The organism is Streptomyces purpurogeneiscleroticus, from assembly GCF_020024005.1.
In the GTDB taxonomy this organism is placed as follows: domain Bacteria; phylum Actinomycetota; class Actinomycetes; order Streptomycetales; family Streptomycetaceae; genus Streptomyces; species Streptomyces purpurogeneiscleroticus.
On sequence record NZ_NHSG01000360.1, the window covers coordinates 46138 to 65014 of the forward strand.

Consider the following 18877-nt stretch of genomic DNA (forward strand, 5'->3'; position numbering starts at 1 on the left):
AGGGCCAGGACCTTGCCACCCCCACACCGGAGCCGATGGCCCCGACCAGGTCCCGGCGAGAATGCGGCCCTTGGTGCGTGCACGCCGTGTACCTGAAAACCGCGACCGCAACAATGTGGCCCAGCGCGATGATCAGGACGGACAACGAGCCGATCGGGATGGTCCAGAGGCCCTCCTAGCGTGGGGTCCGCGGCGCTCGGCTCAGTGTCGCAGTCGGAGTGGCAGGAAAAGTCCCCTTGCCTCTCCGACTCCGGACCAGCCGTGAACACGCGCCACGTCAGCAATCGCTTCAACCCGCGTGTCTTCCCGGCCCTGCCGGCTGGATGCCGCCCGCGGTCACCCGGTCACTGGCCAGCGCCCTCCTCCGCTGCGGATTCGTCGGTGTCGTCCTCGTGCGGCAGGACGTATTGCGTCGTCTTCATTGCCAGGTGGAGCGGCAGAGGGAGCTTCAGTGTCACGTTGTAGTCGGGGGCGCGTCGCAGTTGGTGGGTAACGGCAGCCCAGGCCCCGGGTTCAGCTGTCTCCTCCTCCGGCGCAGCGAGAACTGCGATCTCCAGTGCCGTCGGGTTCCATGCGTTGGTCCCCGTGTCGATGACCGGCTCCGGCTCCTTGTCCTCGGCGCCCTCCTTAGGCTTCTTTTTCATGGGGATCCGGGTCGCGATCTTCGAGGCGGTCTTAACGGCGTGCTTGGCCGTGTGGGGCTTTTCGCCGGTGCTGTAGTACACGCGGTGGTCGTCGGCGGCGTCCGCACGGTGCCAGAGGCCGCTCGCGAAACCGTGATCGTGGGAGTCGTCGTCCGGCGCGAACCACTGGGGGGTTTCATCGCGGTGACCCGTCGACGATCGAGCGGATAGAGCAGAGGGTGCGGCGACACATCGTTCCTCACTTGGGTGCTCGGCCGCTCAACGCGATCGGCACGGAAATCCTGCGCCACTGGAAGAAGAAGCTGGAGAAGGATCTCGGCCCGACCTCGATCCGTCTTGTCTGGGCAACGCTCTCCAGCGTCTTCCAGGCTGCCGTTGAGGACCGTCGTCTTGGTCGTAATCCATGTCGGTCCAGCACGGTGGGTCCTCCGGCCGCCGCCCCTGGCAGAGTCGAGGCGTGGTCGCCGGAACGAGTCCTGGCGGTACGGCAGGCCCTGGCGGACCGCTACCAGCTCCTTGTCGTGATTGGCGCGGGACTGGGGCTCCGGCAAGGGGAGGCGCTCGCACTTGCCTTGGAGGACATCGATTTCGAGAAGGAAGTCGTCCATGTCCGGCGACAGGTCAAGATGGTGCGGGCGAAACTGTGTTTCGCGCTCCCCAAGGGCCGCAAGGTCCGGGACGTGCCGCTGCCGTCCAGTGTGGCACGGGCCATTCGGCAGCACATGGAACAGTTCGCTCCGGTGCCGGTCATGCTGCCCTGGGACGACCCGACTCCTGCCGAGACGCCGGTGGAAGCCAAACACCGGCGGCCAAGGACTTACAACCTCCTGGTGACGGGACGCGAGCGGAAGGCCATCAACCGGAACTACTTCAACTCCTACGTGTGGAAGCCGGCTCTGGCCGCGGCGGGCCTGATTGCTCCGCTGGAGGAGGGCAGCGGCGGCGGTGGCCGTGTGTGGGAGCCGTCCCGGGAGCACGGTTTTCACGCCCTGCGCCACTTCTACGCCTCCGAGGAACTGGAGGCTGGCGAATCGGTCGTCTCCCTGGCACGCTGGCTGGGGCACTCCGACCCCGGGTTCACGCTGCGGAAGTACTCGCACTTCCTGCCCCCGGCGCACGGGGCAGTGCCGCCATCGACGCGATCTTCGCGTAGTCGCGGCTGGTCGCAGAACCCGTGGAGCGTGACCCGTAGCCCGTCGAGGGCCCAAAGTCCCAGAGAAGTCCCAGAGATGCCGCCGCGCCCCCTCCTGATCCGCTAAATGGCAGGTCAGGCGGGGCGCGGCGGCACTCGTGCATCAGATGTCCCGGAAGATCTCGATCTGGGCGCCCAGGGAGTTGAGGCGCTCGGCGAGGTCTTCGTAGCCGCGGTTGATGACGTAGACGTTGCGCAGTACGGATGTACCCTCGGCGGCCATCATCGCGAGCAGGACGACCACCGCCGGGCGCAGGGCCGGCGGGCACATCATTTCCGCGGAGCGCCAGCGGGTCGGGCCGTCGACCAGGACGCGGTGCGGGTCGAGCAGCTTGACCTGCGCGCCGAGGCGGTTGAGGTCCGTCAGGTAGATCGCGCGGTTGTCGTAGACCCAGTCGTGGATCAGGGTCTGGCCCTGGGCGCTGGCCGCGATGGCCGCGAAGAACGGCACATTGTCGATGTTCAGCCCGGGGAACGGCATCGGGTGGATCTTGTCGAGCGGGGCGCTCAGCTTGGAGGGGCGGACGGTGAGGTCGATCAGGCGGGTACGGCCGTTGTCGGCGGTGTACTCCGCGCTGCGGGTGTGGTCGAGACCCATCTCCTCCAGGACCGCGAGCTCGATCTCCAGGAATTCGACGGGGACGCGGCGGATCGTCAGCTCGGACTCGGTGACGACCGCGGCGGCCAGCAGGCTCATCGCCTCGACCGGGTCCTCCGACGGCGCGTAGTCCACGTCCCGCTCGATGTGCGCGACGCCGTGCACGGTGAGGGTGGTGGTGCCGATGCCCTCGACCCGCACGCCCAGCTGCTCCAGGAAGAAGCACAGGTCCTGGACCATGTAGTTGGAGGAGGCGTTGCGGATGACCGTGACGCCGTCGTGCCGGGCGGCGGCGAGCAGCGCGTTCTCGGTGACGGTGTCGCCGCGCTCGGTCAGTACGATCGCGCGCTTGGGCGCCACGGCCCGGTCGACGTGCGCGTGGTACGTGCCCTCGGTGGCGGTGACCTCCAGGCCGAAGTGGCGCAGCGCGGTCATGTGCGGGGTGACCGTACGGGTACCGAGGTCGCAGCCGCCCGCGTACGGGATCTTGAAGTGGTCCATCCGGTGCAGCAGCGGACCGAGGAACATGATGACGCTGCGGGTGCGGCGGGCCGCCTCGGTGTCCATGGAGTCGAGGTCCAGCTCGGCGGGCGGGACGACCTCCAGGTCGTTCCCGTCGTTGATCCAGCGCGTACGGACGCCGATCGAGCCCAGCACTTCGAGGATGCGGTAGACCTCCTCGATGCGGGCGACGCGGCGCAGCGTGGTGCGGCCGGCGTTCAGCAGCGTCGCGCAGAGCAGTGCCACGCAGGCGTTCTTGCTCGTCTTGACGTCGATACTGCCGGAGAGACGGCGGCCGCCGACGACGCGGAGATGCATGGGTCCCGCATACCCCAGGGAGACGATTTCACTGTCGAGCGCCTCGCCGATCCGGGCGATCATCTCAAGGCTGATGTTCTGATTACCGCGTTCGATGCGGTTGACCGCGCTCTGGCTCGTGCCGAGCGCCTCCGCCAGCTGCGTCTGTGTCCAGCCCCGGTGTTGCCGGGCGTCACGGATGAGCTTGCCGATACGTACGAGGTAGTCGTCTGCCATGAGGAGAACGGTATCTCAGATATGAGATGGATGTTCAATCGTCCCCCGGTTCGCGCCGACCGCTTTGCGGCGGTCGGCGGACCCGGATCGTACGGACGGCGTAGGGGAGGGGGGAGACCCCTTACCAGGTCGGCCCCGCCACCTGCCGGGTCGTCACGTTGATCCGATTGAAGAGGTTGGTCAGGCCGACCATGAGGACGATCGACGCCAGCTGCTTCTCGTCGAAGTGCGCGGCGGCCGCGTCCCACACCTCGTCCGGCACCGGGTCCGGCTGGTCGGCGAGCCGGGTCGCGGCCTCGGCGAGGGCCAGCGCCGCGCGTTCGGCCTCGGTGAAGAACGGCGCGTCGCGCCAGGCCGCCACCGCGAAGAGCCGCTCATCGGTCTCGCCCGCCTTCTTCGCGTTGAGCGCGCCGCCCACCACGCAGTAGCCGCAGCCGTTGATCTGGCTCGCCCGCAGGTGCACCAGCTCCAGCGTCGTCTGCGGCACGCCGCCCGAGCCGGCCGCCTTCAGCAGCTGCTGCACGGCCGCCGTGGCCTCGGGAAAGATGGTCGCGGGGTTCTGCATCCGTGCCTGCATGATCGCTCTCCTCGTGATCGGACTTGTGATCGGATTTCCGTGCTTCACCCCTACGACGGAAGCGGCCCGCGGGATGTGACATGCGGACCGGAGCATCCGCAAAAACCTTCCGCACCCTCCGTACCCACCGGCTGTACCTACTGGTATGTATGCTCCCCTCATGAGTACTGCGAACAGCCCGGAAGGCCCATCGGCCGGCACCTCGGAACGCCTCATCGAGAGCACCCGCGAGCTGCTGTGGGAGCGCGGCTACGTCGGTACGAGCCCCAAGGCGATCCTGCGGCGCGCCAACGCCGGCCAGGGCAGCATGTACCACCACTTCACCGGCAAGCCGGACCTCGCGCTGGCCGCCATCCGGCGTACCGCCGAGGAGATGCGGGCCGAGGCGGCGCGGCTGCTCGCCGGGCCCGGCACGGCGCCGGACCGCATCGCCGCCTACCTGCGCCGCGAACGCGATGTCCTCAAGGGCTGCCCGGTCGGACGGCTCACCCAGGACCCGGACGTGATGGCCGACCCGGTGCTGCGCGCGCCCGTCGACGAGACGTTCGACTGGCTGCGCGGCGAGATCGCGGCGGTGCTGGCGGCGGGTCAGGAGCGCGGCGAGCTGGCCGCGGAGCTGGACCCGGCCGCCACGGCCGCGACCGTGGTCGCGGTCGTCCAGGGCGGCTACGTCCTCGCCCGTGCCGCCGGTACGCCGGACGCCTTCGACCAGGCGGTCACGGGCGTACTCACCCTGCTGGCCGCACACGCCACCCGGAGCCGCTGATGTACGCAGCGCAGTACGAGATCACCCTGCCTGCCGACTACGACATGGGCGTCATCCGCAAGCGGGTGGCCGACTACGGGCATCTGCTCGACGACCGTGCCGGGCTCGGCCTGAAGGCGTACCTGATCCGCGAGCGCGGCGCCGACGGCTCGCCGGTCAACCAGTACGCCCCCTTCTACCTCTGGCAGGACGTCGGCGCGATGAGCCACTTCCTCCTCGGCGGGGGCGGCTTCCAGGGCATCATCCGCGACTTCGGCCGCCCGGCCGTGCAGCACTGGACCGGCGTGACCACCCTGGCGGGCCCCGCCCGCGACACCTCGCCGCGCGCCGCCTCCCGCCGCCTGACCGTCCTCCCGCCCGACCCCGACCCGGACGGCACGGGCCTGGGCCTCTCCCGCCTCATCGAGCGCGAGACCGCGTCCCTGCGCACCCTGGCCCGCCGCCCCGACGTCCACACGGCAGCGCTCGCCGTCGATCCGCACCACTGGCACCTGATGCGTTTCGTTCTCTGGACGGGCGCCGTCCCCGCCGACGAGGACACCACCGAACGCTACGAAGTACTCCATCTGTCGGCACCGCCCGCGGGTAGTCCCTCCGGATGAAGCGGGTGAGAGCGGGCATGCGGGCAGGGCGGAGCATGACCGCGCGGCGGCGATGTACTAGAGTTATCTCGACATCGAGATATCTGCCGAGAGACGTACCGCTGCCGCGCTAGTAAGGCTCCCCTAACTAAGTCTTACCTTAGCTGATCGGCTGGGGCCGGTGACGGCAGGATCGTGGTGGTACGCGCGAATTCATGCATGAAGGAGACTGTCGTGTCGGCGAACAGCTTCGACGCCCGCAGCACCCTGCAGGTGGGCGACGAGTCGTACGAGATCTTCCGGCTGGACAAGGTGGAGGGCGCAGCGCGCCTCCCGTACAGCCTGAAGGTCCTGCTGGAGAACCTGCTCCGCACCGAGGACGGCGCGAACATCACCGCCGACCACATCCGGGCGCTGGGCAACTGGGACTCGCAGGCCCAGCCCAACGAGGAGATCCAGTTCACGCCGGCCCGCGTGATCATGCAGGACTTCACGGGTGTGCCCTGCGTCGTGGACCTCGCCACCATGCGTGAGGCCGTCAAGGAGCTCGGCGGCGACCCGGCGAAGATCAACCCGCTGGCCCCGGCCGAGCTGGTCATCGACCACTCCGTCATCGCCGACAAGTTCGGCACCAACGACGCGTTCGCGCAGAACGTCGAGCTGGAGTACGGCCGCAACAAGGAGCGCTACCAGTTCCTGCGCTGGGGCCAGACCGCCTTCGACGAGTTCAAGGTCGTCCCGCCCGGCACTGGCATCGTCCACCAGGTGAACATCGAGCACCTGGCCCGTACGGTCATGGTCCGCAACGGCCAGGCGTACCCCGACACCCTCGTCGGCACCGACTCGCACACCACGATGGTCAACGGCCTGGGCGTCCTGGGCTGGGGCGTCGGCGGCATCGAGGCCGAGGCCGCGATGCTCGGCCAGCCGGTCTCCATGCTGATCCCGCGCGTGGTCGGCTTCAAGCTGACCGGCGAGCTCAAGCCCGGTACGACGGCGACGGACCTCGTCCTCACCATCACCGAGATGCTGCGCAAGCACGGCGTCGTCGGCAAGTTCGTCGAGTTCTACGGCGAGGGCGTCGCCGCCACCTCGCTCGCCAACCGCGCCACCATCGGCAACATGTCGCCGGAGTTCGGCTCCACCGCCGCGATCTTCCCGATCGACGACGAGACGCTGAACTACCTCAAGCTCACCGGCCGCAGCGAGCAGCAGGTCGCGCTGGTCGAGGCGTACGCCAAGGAGCAGGGCCTCTGGCTGGACCCGGCCGCCGAGCCGGACTTCTCCGAGAAGCTGGAGCTGGACCTCTCCACGGTCGTCCCGTCGATCGCCGGCCCGAAGCGCCCGCAGGACCGCATCGTCCTGGCCGAGGCCGCCGAGCAGTTCGCGCAGGACGTGCGCAACTACGTCTCGGACGACGAGGAGGCGGGCAAGGAGTCCTTCCCGGCCTCCGACGCGCCGGCCAGCGCCAACGGCGTGCCGAGCAAGCCGACCCAGGTCGTCGCCGCCGACGGCTCGGTCTTCGAGATCGACCACGGCGCCGTCACCGTCGCCGCGATCACCTCCTGCACCAACACCTCGAACCCCTACGTCATGGTCGCCGCGGCGCTCGTGGCCAAGAAGGCGGTCGAGAAGGGCCTGACCCGCAAGCCGTGGGTCAAGACCACCCTGGCCCCGGGCTCGAAGGTCGTCACCGACTACTTCGACAAGGCCAACCTGACCCCGTACCTGGACAAGCTGGGCTTCAACCTGGTCGGTTACGGCTGCACCACCTGCATCGGCAACTCCGGTCCGCTGGACGAGGAGATCTCGAAGGCGATCAACGAGGCCGACCTCGCCGTCACCTCGGTGCTCTCCGGCAACCGCAACTTCGAGGGCCGGATCAACCCCGACGTCAAGATGAACTACCTGGCGTCCCCGCCGCTGGTCGTTGCGTACGCCATCGCCGGCTCCATGAAGGTGAACATCACCGAGGAGGCCATCGGCAACGACACCGAGGGCAACCCGGTCTACCTCAAGGACATCTGGCCCACCGAGGCCGAGGTCAACGACGTCGTGGCCAACGCCATCGGCGAGGACATGTTCAACAAGTCCTACCAGGACGTCTTCGCGGGTGACGCCCAGTGGCAGGCGCTGTCGATCCCGACCGGCAACACCTTCGAGTGGGACGCCGAGTCCACCTACGTCCGCAAGCCCCCGTACTTCGAGGGCATGACGATGGAGACCACCCCGGTCGAGGACATCGCGGGCGCCCGCGTCCTGGCCAAGCTGGGCGACTCGGTCACCACCGACCACATCTCCCCGGCCGGTGCGATCAAGGCCGACACCCCGGCCGGCAAGTACCTCACCGAGCACGGCGTCGAGCGTCGCGACTTCAACTCCTACGGCTCCCGCCGTGGTAACCACGAGGTCATGATCCGCGGCACGTTCGCCAACATCCGCCTGCGCAACCAGATCGCGCCGGGCACCGAGGGCGGCTTCACCCGCGACTTCACCCAGGCCGACGCGCCGGTGTCGTTCATCTACGACGCCTCGCAGAACTACCAGGCCGCCGGCATCCCGCTGGTCATCCTGGCCGGCAAGGAGTACGGCTCCGGCTCCTCCCGCGACTGGGCCGCCAAGGGCACCGCGCTGCTCGGCGTCAAGGCCGTCATCGCCGAGTCCTACGAGCGCATCCACCGCTCGAACCTGATCGGCATGGGCGTCCTGCCCCTGCAGTTCCCCGAGGGCGCCTCCGCGCAGTCCCTGGGCCTGACCGGCGAGGAGACCTTCTCGATCACCGGCATCACCGCCCTGAACGACGGCGGCATCCCGGAGACCGTGAAGGTCAAGGCCGGCGACGTGGAGTTCGACGCCAAGGTCCGCATCGACACCCCCGGCGAGGCCGACTACTACCGCAACGGCGGCATCATGCAGTACGTGCTGCGCAGCCTGATCCGCAAGTGATCACCGGCTAGCCCGTAGCGGCAGGAAGGGCCGCACCCCTCGGGGTGCGGCCCTTCCGCATGCCCGGCCCGTGCCACGGAAGGCGTCCGGTGGCGGGTGTGCGCGGCCGTTCGGGGTGATCATGGGGCCGGGGGAGTGGTGTCGGGACGTACCGGGTGAGAAGGCGGCGGGGCGCGGTAGATCTTGCGTCGTCCTTATTTCCTGCTGACAGGAGACTCACATGCGCAGATTCATGGGCCGGTCCGTCGCGGCCGCAGTGCTCGCGACGGCGGTTGTCCTCCCGGCCTCGGGCGTGGCCCAGGCCGCCCCGAAGGCGCCCTCGGTCGCGACGGCCGACTGCAAGTGCAAGAAGAAGAGCGACCGCTGGGACGACCACGGTTGGTGGGGCCACCACGGCCTGCTCAGCAGCCTGCTCCACGGTCTCCTCTGAGCCGTCCGGCAGCCACACAGGGCCGCACCGTCCGTTCGCGGACGGGGCGGCCCTGGCCTGTGGCGCGGGTCAGGAGATCAGTTCGATCTCGGCGAGGGTGGCGCTGCCGGCCGGGACCAGCCGGTAGTGCCGGTACGTGCCCGGCCGCTCGACCGCGAAGACGCGGGTCTGCTTGTCCCACGCGAAGGACTCGGCGGAGCGGCGGTCCACGGCGGTCCACTTCCGGCCGTCCCGGGAGCCCTCCAGGGTCCAACCGGCCGGCGCGTCCGCCTCGGCCGAGGAGGTCAGCGTGTACGAGGTGACGCGGGCCGCCTTCGGGAGATCAGCGGCCGCCGTCCCGAAGGACGCCGAGGTGTCCGAGGTGTTGTCGAAGAGCGCCGAGCCGTCCGGCGCGGTCACGTCACCGGCCGGGGACGGGACCTTGTCGTCCTGGGTGATCGAGGTGGGCGCCGCGTGCGCGCCGGTGCCCCAGCGGGACGGCTCCGGGCCCATGGCGAAGTCCAGCGTGCCGCCGCGGGCAAGGACGGAGTGCGGGAGCGCCGTGGAGGTCCAGGGCTTGCCGTTGACCTTCACCCCCTGCACGTAGACGTTCCGGGCGCTGTTCTTCGGGGCGTTGATGACCAGGTCACGGCCGTTCTCCAGGTGGACGGTGGCCTTCGTGAAGAGCGGCGAGCCGATCGCGTACTCCGGCTGGCCCATCACCAGCGGGTAGAAGCCGAGGGCGCTGAAGACGTACCAGGCGGACATCTCGCCGTTGTCCTCGTCGCCCGGATAGCCCTGGCCGATCTCGCTGCCGAGGTAGAGCCGGGAGAGCACCTCGCGGACCTTCTCCTGGGTCTTCCACGGCTGCCCGGCCGCGTCGTAGGCGTACGCGATGTGGTGGGAGGGCTGATTGCTGTGGCCGTACATGCCCATCCGGGTGTCGCGGGCCTCGGTCATCTCGTGGATCACGTTGCCGTAGCTGCCCGCGAACTCCTTGGTACCGGTCTCGGGCGTCGCGAAGTACGTGTCGAGCTTCTTCGCCAGGCCCGCGCGGCCGCCGTAGAGGTTGGCGAGGCCCTTCAGGTCCTGCGGCGCGGTGAAGGCGAAGGACCAGCCGTTGGTCTCGGTGTAGTCGTGGCCCCAGACCCGCGGGTCGTACTTGTCCGGGGTCAGCCGCCAGTTGCCCTGCTCGTCCTTGCCCTGGAAGAAGCCGACCTTGTCGTCGAAGAGCCTGACGTAGTCCTGCGCGCGGTTCAGGAAGTAGGCCGACTCCTCCTTGTAGCGCTTCTCGTGGGTCTTCTTGTACAGCGCCTGGCCCATCCGGGCGATGCCGAAGTCGTTGAGGTAGCCCTCCAGCGCCCAGGACATGCCCTCCTTGGTCTTCGTGGAGGTGTACCCGAGGAACGGCGAGGTGTTCATGCCCTTGCGGCCGATGCCGGGGCTGGGCGGCGCGACGGTGGCGTTCTTCAGCGCCGCCTCGTACGCCGCCTTCGCGTCGAAGCGCACCCCCTTGGCGTACGCGTCGGCGAACGCCACGTCGGAGCTGGTACCGGTCATCAGGTCGGCGTAGCCGGGCGAGGACCAGCGGGAGATCCAGCCGCCGTCCTTGTACTGCTGGACGAAGCCGTCGGCCAGCTCGCCGGCCAGCTTCGGGGTGAGGAAGGAGTACGCGGGCCAGGTGGTCCGGTAGGTGTCCCAGAAGCCGTTGTTGACGTGCACCTGGCCGTCGACGATCTTCGAGCCGGTGTGCGTGGGGGTGTCCGGGCCGGTCGCGGGGGAGAAGGGGCTGGCGTAGCGGACCTTGCCGTCCACCTTCTCCGAGCCGGAGTTGGGGTAGAGGTACAGCCGGTAGAGGTTGGAGTAGAGGGTGGTCAGCTGGTCGTGGCTCGCGCCCTCGACCTCGATGCGGCCGAGGATGTCGTCCCAGGCGGACCGGGCCCGGTCCCGTACGGAGGCGAAAGACGCGCTTTCCGGGGCCTCCTGACGGAGGTTCTCCTTCGCCTGATCGACGCTGATCAGGGACGTCGCGATGCGCATCGTGACCGTGCGGTCGGCGCCGGGTGCGAAGCGCAGATAGCCGGTGACGTCCGGGCCGCCGCCTCCGGAGAGCTTGCCGCCGGCGGTGACCGGCGCGTCGAACGTGGCGTACACGAAGAGCCGGGTGGCCCCCGTGGACAGCCCGCTCTTGACGTCGGAGAAGCCGGTGACCACGCCGTTCTCGGTGTCGAGCGTCAGGCCGCCCTTGTTGTTGACGTTGTCGAAGATCAGGCTCGCGTTATCACCCGGAAAGGTGAACTTCATCAGCGCGGCGTGGTCCGTGGGAGCGATCTCGGTCTTCAGCCCGTTGTCGAAGGTGACGCCGTAATAGTGCGGCTTGGCCGTCTCGCGGGAGTGGTGGAAGGGGAGCGCGCGGGCGGTGCGGGAGGCGTTGGGGGTGCCGGCGGCCGCGGACGGCATCACCTGGAAGGTCTGCCGGTCGCCCATCCAGGGGCTGGGTTCGTGGCTGGCGCTGAACGCCTGCAGTGTGGGGAGGTTGTCGGCGTTGTTCTTGCGCGCGTATTCGTAAAGCCAGTCCTGGGAGCCGGCGTTGGTGACCGGGGTCCAGAAGTTGAAGCCGTTGGGGACGGCGGTCGCGGGGAAGGTGTTGCCGCGCGAGAAGCTGCCGCTGGAGTGCGTGCCGCGAGTGGTCGAGGCGTAGTCGGCGAGGTGCGCCAGGCGCTTCTCGGGCGCCTTCGGCGCGAGCGTCACATCGTCGAGCCAGCCGCGGAAGGCGCCGGTGCCCTGGGGCGCGTCGTATGCGAGGAGGATGCGGTCGACCGTCTTTCCGGCGGCCACCGCTCCGATCCGCGACTCGCGGTGGTTCCACTGATTGACGTAGAGCGTCTTGGCGGCGCCCTGGCCCTGCGGCGTCAGCGGAGCGCCGTGCTGATCGGCCGGCTTCAGGTCGCTGAGGTAACTGCCGTCGGTGAAGGCGAGATCGACGGAGACCTGGGTGGCGCGGTAGTCACGGGCCGATCCGGCCATTTCGGGGAAGAGTCTGTAGGAGAGGGCGGTGTCCCGGTCGACCTGTACGTCGACGTCGAAGACCTTGTTGTACGCGTAGCCGTGGCCGTCGGCGGTGTGGCTGCCGCCGTAGCGGAGGGCGCGGGTGCCCGTGAAGCCCGCGTTCTGCTTCGCCGTGGGGGAGTCGGTGGGGCCGGTGTCGACGTGGCTGGTCATGCCGGGTGCCGTGCCGCTCTCGGGGCGGACGCCGGCGGCTCTCGGGGTGCCGTCGGGGCCCGTTTCGGCGGTGTCGCGCCAGTCCGGTGCCGGCTCGCCGGATTCGAAAGAGGAGCTGAACTCCTGGACTGCGCCGGGTGGTTCGTATGGTGCGGAGGGTGCGGCCACGGCCGCGCCGTGTGCCGTCACGATCAGGAGGGCGGCGGCCGTCAGGGCGACCGGCCGGTTGATCCCACGCAGGTGTCCGATCCGCACGCGAGCTTCTCCACTCATCTGACATCGCTCATCTGACATCGTTGTCATCTCGACATTGCAGAGCTAACTAACAAGCGTGCGGCCTTTGGTGTCAAGGGAGCCGCGAGAGGTGGCGGGAAAGGATTGGCTCCGATCCGCGCATGTCGGCGTGCATGTCGGGGAGGTCTCAACTCGGGAAAGACTGACGGCAAAAGCTGCTTTCGATCTTGCCCCGCTCACGTGAAGTGGACTATACCTGTCGGCGTCCGAATGGCTGTGCGCTTTGAGCCGTCCGGATCCGGGGGACCAGCGGGAATCCCACGTTTTCCCTGCGTATCTCTGGCGCGCCCGGTGCACATCCCGTACAACTCAGCTTCATCTGACCCGCGGTGCCGGGGTGGCTCCGGTACACCGCCTGAGTCCTGGAGAAGGCGAGGACTTGAGCATGGGATCCACCTCAGAAACCAGCCGTCGCGATCTGATCAAGCGGTCCGTGGCGCTCGGAGTGTTCGCCGTCCCGACGATGAGCGCCCTCGCCTCCTGCGCGAGCGGTGGTGAGAGCGACGGCGGTGAGAAGGTCGAAAAGGGCACCAAGTCCGCGAAGAACCCGCTCGCCGTCAATGAGAGCGCGGCTTTGGACGTGGTCATCTTCGACGGCGGCTTCGGCGACAAATACGCCAAGGACGCCGAGGCGCAGTACGTGGCCGCCTACCCCAAGACCAAGGGGAAGATCAAGCACGCCTCCACGCAGAAAATCCAGTCGACGCTGCAGCCCCGTTTCAACGGCGGCAATCCGCCCGACCTGGTCGACAACTCCGGTGCGGAGCAGATGGACTTCAGCACCCTCGTCGGCAAGGACCAGCTGACGGACCTCACGCCGCTGCTGGACGCCCCCTCGATCGACGACCCGAGCAAGAAGGTGCGCGACACGCTGCGCCCCGGCGTCGTCGAAATGGGCCAGTTCGGCGGCTCGGAGATCTGGACCCTGTACTACGCCTACACGGTCTACGGCGTCTGGTATTCCAAGACCAACCTCAAGAAGCTGGACGCGGAATACCCGGAGACCTGGGACGACATGCTCGCGCTCTGCGCGAAGGCGAAGAAGAAGGGCATCGCCGGCTGGACGTACCCCGGCAAGTACCCGTACTACGTGCCGTTCAGCCTGTACCCCTTCATCGCGAAGATCGGCGGCGCCGACGTGCTGCGCCGGATCGACAACCTGGAGCCGGGCGCGTGGAAGGACCCGGCGGTGCGCGCCGCGTTCGAGGCGTACTACGAGCTGTACAAGAAGGGGTACATCCTCAAGGGAAGCCCGGGCCTGGACCACCTGCAGTCGCAGAAGGCGTGGGCCGAGGGCAAGGCGCTGTTCATCCCGAACGGCTCCTGGGTGGAGAACGAGTCGAGCAAGCAGATCGAGGCGGCCGGCAACTTCGACCTCGCCGTGGGCGCCCCGTCCGGCCTGGACTCCTCCGACAAGATGCCGTTCGGGACGCTCTGGGCCTCCGGCGGCGAGCCGTTCATCGTGCCCAGGCAGGCGAAGAACGCCGAGGGCGGCATGGAGCTGCTGCGCATCATGCTCAGCGAGAAGTCCTCCAAGAACTTCACCAAGCAGGTCTCCTCGCTCACCTCGCTGGACGGCGGTACCGAGGGCCTGACCCTGCCGCCGGGCCTGGCGTCCGCGCAGCAGGCCCTGGCCAAGGCCGAGAAGAACGTCCTCAACCCCCGGCTGCAGGACTGGTACGTGGCCCTGCAGAAGGAGAAGATCGGCGTCGGCTGCATCGGCGAGATGATGGCCGGCCGGCTGACCCCGGCCGAGGCCATTAACAAGATCCAGAAGTATGCGGACGAGACCCGCAAGGACCCCAGCGTGAAGAAGTACAAGCGCTGACCGACGAATTCGCTGTGTCACCAGCGGCAGCCGCCGCAGGACAAGAACGGGATCGTACGTCATGCAGCACGGTAAATACCGTTTCATCGCCGGGTTCCTGATCCTTCCGCTGGCCATCTACGCGGTCTTTGTGATCTCCCCGTTCGTGCAGGCGATTTACTACTCCTTCACGGACTGGACGGGTCTGAGTTCCGATTTCGGGCTGGTCGGGTTCGACAACTACGCGCGGCTCTTCCAGGACGGTGTGTTCTGGGCCGCGGTGGGCAACAGTGTGACCCTGCTCCTGCTGCTGCCGCTGGTGACGATTTCGCTGGCGCTGTTCTTCGCGTTCATGCTCAACGTCGGTGGCCGCCGCACGAAGAAGGCGGTCATCGGCGGGGTGCGCGGCTCGGGCACGTACAAGATTCTCTATTTCTTCCCGCAGGTGCTGTCGGTGCCGATCGTCGCCCTGCTGTTCCAATTCGCGTACAACCCGGAGAGCGGCGCCATCAATTCGGCGCTCTCCGCGGTCGGTCTGGACTCCGTCCAGCCGGACTGGCTGGGCGACCCGCAGCTCGCGCTGTGGTGCGTGATGGCGGCCATGGTGTGGGCCAACGTCGGCTTCTACGTGGTCCTCTTCTCCGCCGGAATGAGTTCCATTCCCAAGGATTTCTACGAGGCCGCGCTGCTGGACGGCGCGGGCCGCGCGAACACGTTCTTCCGCATCACCCTGCCGCTGCTCTGGGACACCGTGCAGACCGGCTGGATCTACATGGGAATCCTGGCCCTGGACGTATCGGCCTTCGCGTTCGTGCAGATCATGAGCGTCGGTCCGGGCGGCCCGGACTACTCGACGGAAGTACTGCCGCTGTACGTCTACCAGAAGACCTTCCGTGACGGTCAGGCCGGCTACGCCACCGCGATCGGCGTCTCGCTGCTCATCGTCACCCTGATCTTCGCGGCCGTCGTCATGCGGCTGGGCCGTCGAGAGCGACTGGAGTTCTGATGACCGCACAGACCGATCCCCCTGAGCTCCAGGGCGTCAGGAAAGGGTCCCCGCAAGACCTCGCGCAGGGCGGCGGTACGGGCGGCGCGGCGCCGGAGCCGCTCGCGCCCGCCGGCCGCGGGGCGGGCCGGGGCAGGAAGGGCAGCAGCGAGGGCGGCGTCCTGAACGTCTTCTCGCACGGCGTGCTGGTGATCTGGGGCGTCCTCGTCACCATGCCGCTGCTGTGGGCCGTGGTCAGCTCCTTCAAGGACGACTCGGAGATCTTCGGCTCGCCGTGGGGGCTGCCCTCCGCGCTGCACTTCGAGAACTGGGCGCGGGCCTGGGAAAAGGCCAATATGGCCCAGTACTTCGGCAACTCGCTGATCGTGGTGGGCGGCTCGCTGGTCGGCACGATGCTGCTCGGCTCGATGGCCGCGTACGTCCTCGCCCGCTTCGAGTTCCCCGGGAACCGCTTCATCTACTTCCTGTTCGTCGGCGGCATGGGCTTCCCGGTGATCCTGGCGCTGGTGCCGCTGTTCTTCGTCATGAAGAACATGGCGCTGCTGGACACGTACCACGGCCTGATCCTGGTCTACATCGGCTATTCGCTGCCGTTCACCGTCTTCTTCCTCAGCGGGTTCTTCCGCACGCTGCCGTCCTCGGTGGCCGAGGCCGCGCTCATCGACGGGGCCTCGCACGCGCGGACGTTCTTCCAGGTCATGCTGCCGATGGCCAAGCCCGGCCTGATCAGCGTCGGCATCTTCAACTTCCTGGGGCAGTGGAACCAGTACCTGCTGCCCACGGTCCTCAACGTCGGCGACCCCGACAAGAAGGTGCTGACCCAGGGCCTGGTCGCGCTGGCCGTCAGCCAGGGGTACAAGGGCGACTGGTCCGGGCTGTTCGCGGGCCTGACCATCGCGATGCTGCCGGTGCTCGCGGCGTACATCGTCTTCCAGCGCCAGGTGGTCGCGGGGCTGACCGCGGGGGCGGTGAAGTAGCGGGCACGCACCCCGCGCAGACCATCGCGCACCCCGTGCAGGACAGTGGGCCTTCCGTCGCCGGGCGACGGGAGGCCCTGGGGTGTGTCCACGTCCGGCGTCGTCCGTCGTGCGTGGATATCCGCCCTGCAGCGGTCGAGGACTTGACGGGAGCGGACCCGGGCGGCTCAGCTTAGATTCACATGTTGGAGACAAGCCGGGCCCCATTGCTGTGGCCCGGCCGGCGGGCGGTCGTCGTGCCGCCCGCGGCAGGCGGGAGTGGATGAGTCGATGGAGACTCCGGGGTCGCAGTCCTCGCTGCACCGGGCCAATCTTGAGCGGGTCGTGCGTGCCGTACGGATGGCGGGATCGCTCACCCAGGCGGAGATCGCCCGGACCACAGGGCTGTCGGCGGCCACGGTCTCCAACATCGTGCGGGAGCTGAAGGACGGCGGGACCGTCGAGGTCACGCCCACCTCCGCGGGCGGCCGCCGGGCCCGCTCCGTCTCGCTCTCCGGTGACGCGGGCGTCGTGGTCGGCGTCGATTTCGGCCACAGTCACCTGCGGGTCGCGGTCGGCAACCTCGCGCACCAGGTGCTCGCCGAGGAGTCCGAGCCGATCGATGTGGATGCCTCGGCCGCCGAGGGCTTCGACCGGGCCGAGCATCTGGTGAGCCGGCTGGTGGAGACCACCGGCATCGACCGGTCCAAGGTCGTCGGGGTGGGCCTCGGCGTGCCGGGCCCGATCGACGTGGTCTCCGGGACGCTCGGCTCGTCCGCGATCCTGCCGGGCTGGTCCGGCACGAACCCGGGCGAGGAGCTGTCGGAGCGGCTCGGCGTGCCGGTGCACGTCGACAACGACGCCAACCTCGGCGCGCTGGGCGAGCTGGTGTGGGGCGCCGGGCGGGGCGCCGCCGACCTCGCGTACATCAAGGTGGCCACCGGCGTCGGCGCCGGGCTGGTGATCAGCGGGCAGATCTACCGCGGCCCGGGCGGCACGGCCGGCGAGATCGGGCACATCACGCTGGACGAGTCCGGGCCGGTGTGCCGCTGCGGCAACCGCGGGTGCCTGGAGACCTTCGCCTCGGCCCGGTACGTGCTGCCGCTGCTCCAGCCGAGTCACGGCCCGGACCTGACCATGCCGGGCGTCGTCCAGCTGGCGCGCGACGGCGACCCGGGCTGCCGCCGGGTGATCGCGGACGTCGGCCGGCACATCGGCAGCGGCGTGGCGAACCTGTGCAATCTGCTGAACCCGAGCCGGGTGGTGCTCGGCGGCGACCTGGCGGAGGCCGGGGAGCTGGTGCTCGCGCCGATCCGCGAGTCGGTGTCGCGGTACGCCATCCCCAGCGCGGCGCGTCAGCTCGGCGTCGTACCGGGCACGCTGGGCGGCCGGGCAGAGGTGCTGGGCGCGCTGGCGCTGGTGCTCAGCGAGATGGGGGACTCCACGCTGCTGGACGGCACGGTCGCCGCGGACGCTCCCGCCCTTGCCTGACCGGCCCGTGGCCGACCCGCCATTGTCTGAAGCGAAAGAGGCGCCCCACCACTGCTGGGGCGCACTCTGAGTTCACACAGCTAACGGATGGCACCGTTGTCATCTCGTTAAGGATTTACTCCTTGACGCCCTGCGAGCGGCCGAGTTGACTCCAAGCACCTCGGCCGCAAGGACGCGGCCATGTCAGGGAGGGCCATCCCCATGAACGCATTTGTGCGTCGCGTCGTCATAGCCACCACCGCGGTCTCCATGGCCGCGACCGTGGCCGCCTGTGGCAAGGCCGGCAGCGGCGATGACAGCGGTGGTGACAAGAAGACCATCGGCCTCTTGCTGCCGGAGAACAAGACCACGCGCTACGAGACCTTCGACCGCCCCCTGATGGAGGCGAAGATCAAGGAGCTCTGCGCGGACTGCGTGGTGAAGTACAACAACGCCGCGCAGGAGACCGAGACGCAGAAGAAGCAGTTCGACGCGCTGATCACGCAGGGCGTCAAGGTCATCATCCTGGACGCGGTCGACTACAAGGCCACGAAGTCCTGGGTGAACCAGGCCGCCAAGAAGGGCGTGCAGGTCGTCGCGTACGACCGCCTCGCCGAGGGCGACATTTCGGCATACGTGTCCTACGACAACGAGAAGATCGGCCGCCTCCAGGGCGAGGGCCTGGTCAATGCCCTGGGCAGCGACGCCAAGGACGCCAACGTTGTCATGATCAACGGCTCGCCGACCGACCCGAACGCCCCCTTCTTCAAGAAGGGCGCGCACGCGGTCCTCGACAAGCAGGTCAAGAAGATCGTCTACGAGCAGGACATCCCGGACTGGTCGCCGGACGAGGCCAACAAGAAGATGAACTCGGCGATCGACGCGCTCGGCAAGGACGGCTTCCAGGGCGTCTACTCCGCCAACGACGGCATGGCCGGCGGCATCCTCACCGCCCTGAAGCAGCGGAACGTCGACGTCCCCGTCGGCGGCCAGGACGCCGAGCTGGCCGGTCTGCAGCGGATTCTGAAGGGCGAGCAGTCCTTCACGATCTACAAGCAGATCAAGCCGCAGGCCGAGACCACCGCCGAGGTCGCGGTCAAGCTCCTCAAGGGCGAGAAGCTCGGCTCCCTCACCCCGGACAAGGTCGACAGCCTCAGCGGCGAGGTCAAGGGCATCCCGGCGAAGCTGTACGACGCGCAGATCGTGACCAAGGGCGACATCAAGGACACGATCATCAAGGACAAGGTCTACAAGGCGAGCCAGCTCTGCACCGCGGACTACAAGAAGGCGTGCGAGGAAGCCGGCATCAAGTAACCCCCCTCGGACGGCCCGCGCTCCGAGAGGCGCGGGCCGCCGGGCAGCCTCGTACGCACC

General features: G+C 68.4%; 13 protein-coding genes and 1 pseudogene. 10 read left to right on the forward strand and 4 right to left on the reverse strand.

Features of this window, described 5'->3' with window-relative positions; all coding sequences use genetic code 11:
* Positions 1 to 344 precede the first annotated feature (344 nt).
* Positions 345 to 776, reverse strand: a pseudogene (locus tag CCS38_RS25055) (RNaseH domain-containing protein); the annotation flags it as partial.
* A 110-nt stretch (positions 777 to 886) separates the two neighbouring features.
* Here CCS38_RS25055 and CCS38_RS25060 point away from each other — a divergent pair.
* Positions 887 to 1903 carry a tyrosine-type recombinase/integrase gene (locus tag CCS38_RS25060; protein WP_223735569.1) on the forward strand — a complete coding sequence of 339 codons (1017 nt, stop codon included), beginning with the start codon at positions 887 to 889 and terminating at the stop codon, positions 1901 to 1903.
* A gap of 36 nt (positions 1904 to 1939) precedes the next feature.
* On the opposite strand, the gene CCS38_RS25065 is transcribed toward CCS38_RS25060, so the two are convergent.
* Both CCS38_RS25065 and CCS38_RS25070 read right to left on the reverse strand, forming a co-directional pair.
* Complete coding sequence (locus CCS38_RS25065; protein ID WP_223735570.1) at positions 1940 to 3469, reverse strand: helix-turn-helix domain-containing protein; 1530 nt, start codon at positions 3467 to 3469, stop codon at positions 1940 to 1942.
* A gap of 121 nt (positions 3470 to 3590) precedes the next feature.
* Positions 3591 to 4046, reverse strand: coding sequence for a carboxymuconolactone decarboxylase family protein (locus CCS38_RS25070; protein WP_223735571.1), 456 nt, complete (start codon positions 4044 to 4046; stop codon positions 3591 to 3593).
* Positions 4047 to 4206: 160 nt separating this feature from the next.
* Here CCS38_RS25070 and CCS38_RS25075 point away from each other — a divergent pair, with 160 nt between their 5' ends.
* The 4 genes from CCS38_RS25075 (at position 4207) to CCS38_RS25090 (ending at position 8769) form a co-directional block, all read left to right on the forward strand.
* The gene (locus CCS38_RS25075) at positions 4207 to 4812 is read left to right on the forward strand and encodes a TetR/AcrR family transcriptional regulator (RefSeq protein ID WP_223735572.1); all 606 of its coding nucleotides are present in this window, start codon (positions 4207 to 4209) and stop codon (positions 4810 to 4812) included.
* A complete protein-coding gene (locus CCS38_RS25080) occupies positions 4812 to 5414 on the forward strand; it encodes a DUF4865 family protein (RefSeq protein ID WP_223735573.1) in 603 nt (200 codons plus the stop codon). Before CCS38_RS25075 ends, CCS38_RS25080 begins: the two co-directional genes overlap by 1 nt.
* 213 nt (positions 5415 to 5627) lie before the next feature.
* Positions 5628 to 8339 (forward strand): aconitate hydratase AcnA, encoded by a 2712-nt coding sequence (gene acnA / locus CCS38_RS25085; protein WP_308050867.1) that lies wholly within the window; start codon positions 5628 to 5630, stop codon positions 8337 to 8339.
* Between the two features lie 220 nt (positions 8340 to 8559).
* Complete coding sequence (locus tag CCS38_RS25090) at positions 8560 to 8769, forward strand: hypothetical protein (protein ID WP_223735575.1); 210 nt, start codon at positions 8560 to 8562, stop codon at positions 8767 to 8769.
* Between the two features lie 69 nt (positions 8770 to 8838).
* Here the strand turns inward: CCS38_RS25090 and CCS38_RS25095 are convergent, their stop codons facing one another.
* Positions 8839 to 12243 carry a GH92 family glycosyl hydrolase gene (locus tag CCS38_RS25095; protein WP_223735576.1) on the reverse strand — a complete coding sequence of 1135 codons (3405 nt, stop codon included), beginning with the start codon at positions 12241 to 12243 and terminating at the stop codon, positions 8839 to 8841.
* Positions 12244 to 12649: 406 nt separating this feature from the next.
* On the opposite strand from CCS38_RS25095, the gene ngcE reads away from it, so the two are divergent.
* The 5 genes from ngcE (at position 12650) to CCS38_RS25120 (ending at position 18817) form a co-directional block, all read left to right on the forward strand.
* Positions 12650 to 14092: an N-acetylglucosamine/diacetylchitobiose ABC transporter substrate-binding protein gene (gene ngcE / locus CCS38_RS25100; protein WP_223735577.1), complete on the forward strand. Its 1443-nt coding sequence runs from the start codon at positions 12650 to 12652 to the stop codon at positions 14090 to 14092.
* Positions 14093 to 14153: 61 nt separating this feature from the next.
* Positions 14154 to 15077, forward strand: a complete 924-nt coding sequence (locus CCS38_RS25105; RefSeq protein WP_223735578.1) for a carbohydrate ABC transporter permease — start codon at positions 14154 to 14156, stop codon at positions 15075 to 15077.
* Positions 15077 to 16054, forward strand: coding sequence for a carbohydrate ABC transporter permease (locus tag CCS38_RS25110; protein ID WP_223735579.1), 978 nt, complete (start codon positions 15077 to 15079; stop codon positions 16052 to 16054). The genes CCS38_RS25105 and CCS38_RS25110 overlap by 1 nt, the downstream gene beginning before the upstream one ends.
* Positions 16055 to 16324: 270 nt before the next feature.
* Positions 16325 to 17524 (forward strand): ROK family transcriptional regulator, encoded by a 1200-nt coding sequence (locus CCS38_RS25115; RefSeq protein ID WP_223735580.1) that lies wholly within the window; start codon positions 16325 to 16327, stop codon positions 17522 to 17524.
* Positions 17525 to 17725: 201 nt separating this feature from the next.
* The gene (locus CCS38_RS25120; protein WP_223735581.1) at positions 17726 to 18817 is read left to right on the forward strand and encodes a sugar ABC transporter substrate-binding protein; all 1092 of its coding nucleotides are present in this window, start codon (positions 17726 to 17728) and stop codon (positions 18815 to 18817) included.
* The last annotated feature ends 60 nt before the right edge of the window (positions 18818 to 18877 follow it).

Excerpts from the sequence above, each read along its gene's own strand:
- CCS38_RS25065 (WP_223735570.1), bottom strand. The coding sequence starts at position 3,469 with ATGGCAGACGACTACCTCGTACGTATCGGCAAGCTCATCCGTGACGCC.
- CCS38_RS25070 (WP_223735571.1), bottom strand. The coding sequence starts at position 4,046 with ATGCAGGCACGGATGCAGAACCCCGCGACCATCTTTCCCGAGGCCACG.
- CCS38_RS25075 (WP_223735572.1), top strand. The coding sequence starts at position 4,207 with ATGAGTACTGCGAACAGCCCGGAAGGCCCATCGGCCGGCACCTCGGAA.
- CCS38_RS25080 (WP_223735573.1), top strand. The coding sequence starts at position 4,812 with ATGTACGCAGCGCAGTACGAGATCACCCTGCCTGCCGACTACGACATG.
- CCS38_RS25090 (WP_223735575.1), top strand. The coding sequence starts at position 8,560 with ATGCGCAGATTCATGGGCCGGTCCGTCGCGGCCGCAGTGCTCGCGACG.
- CCS38_RS25095 (WP_223735576.1), bottom strand. The coding sequence starts at position 12,243 with ATGAGTGGAGAAGCTCGCGTGCGGATCGGACACCTGCGTGGGATCAAC.
- ngcE (WP_223735577.1), top strand. The coding sequence starts at position 12,650 with ATGGGATCCACCTCAGAAACCAGCCGTCGCGATCTGATCAAGCGGTCC.
- CCS38_RS25105 (WP_223735578.1), top strand. The coding sequence starts at position 14,154 with ATGCAGCACGGTAAATACCGTTTCATCGCCGGGTTCCTGATCCTTCCG.
- CCS38_RS25110 (WP_223735579.1), top strand. The coding sequence starts at position 15,077 with ATGACCGCACAGACCGATCCCCCTGAGCTCCAGGGCGTCAGGAAAGGG.
- CCS38_RS25115 (WP_223735580.1), top strand. The coding sequence starts at position 16,325 with ATGGAGACTCCGGGGTCGCAGTCCTCGCTGCACCGGGCCAATCTTGAG.
- CCS38_RS25120 (WP_223735581.1), top strand. The coding sequence starts at position 17,726 with ATGAACGCATTTGTGCGTCGCGTCGTCATAGCCACCACCGCGGTCTCC.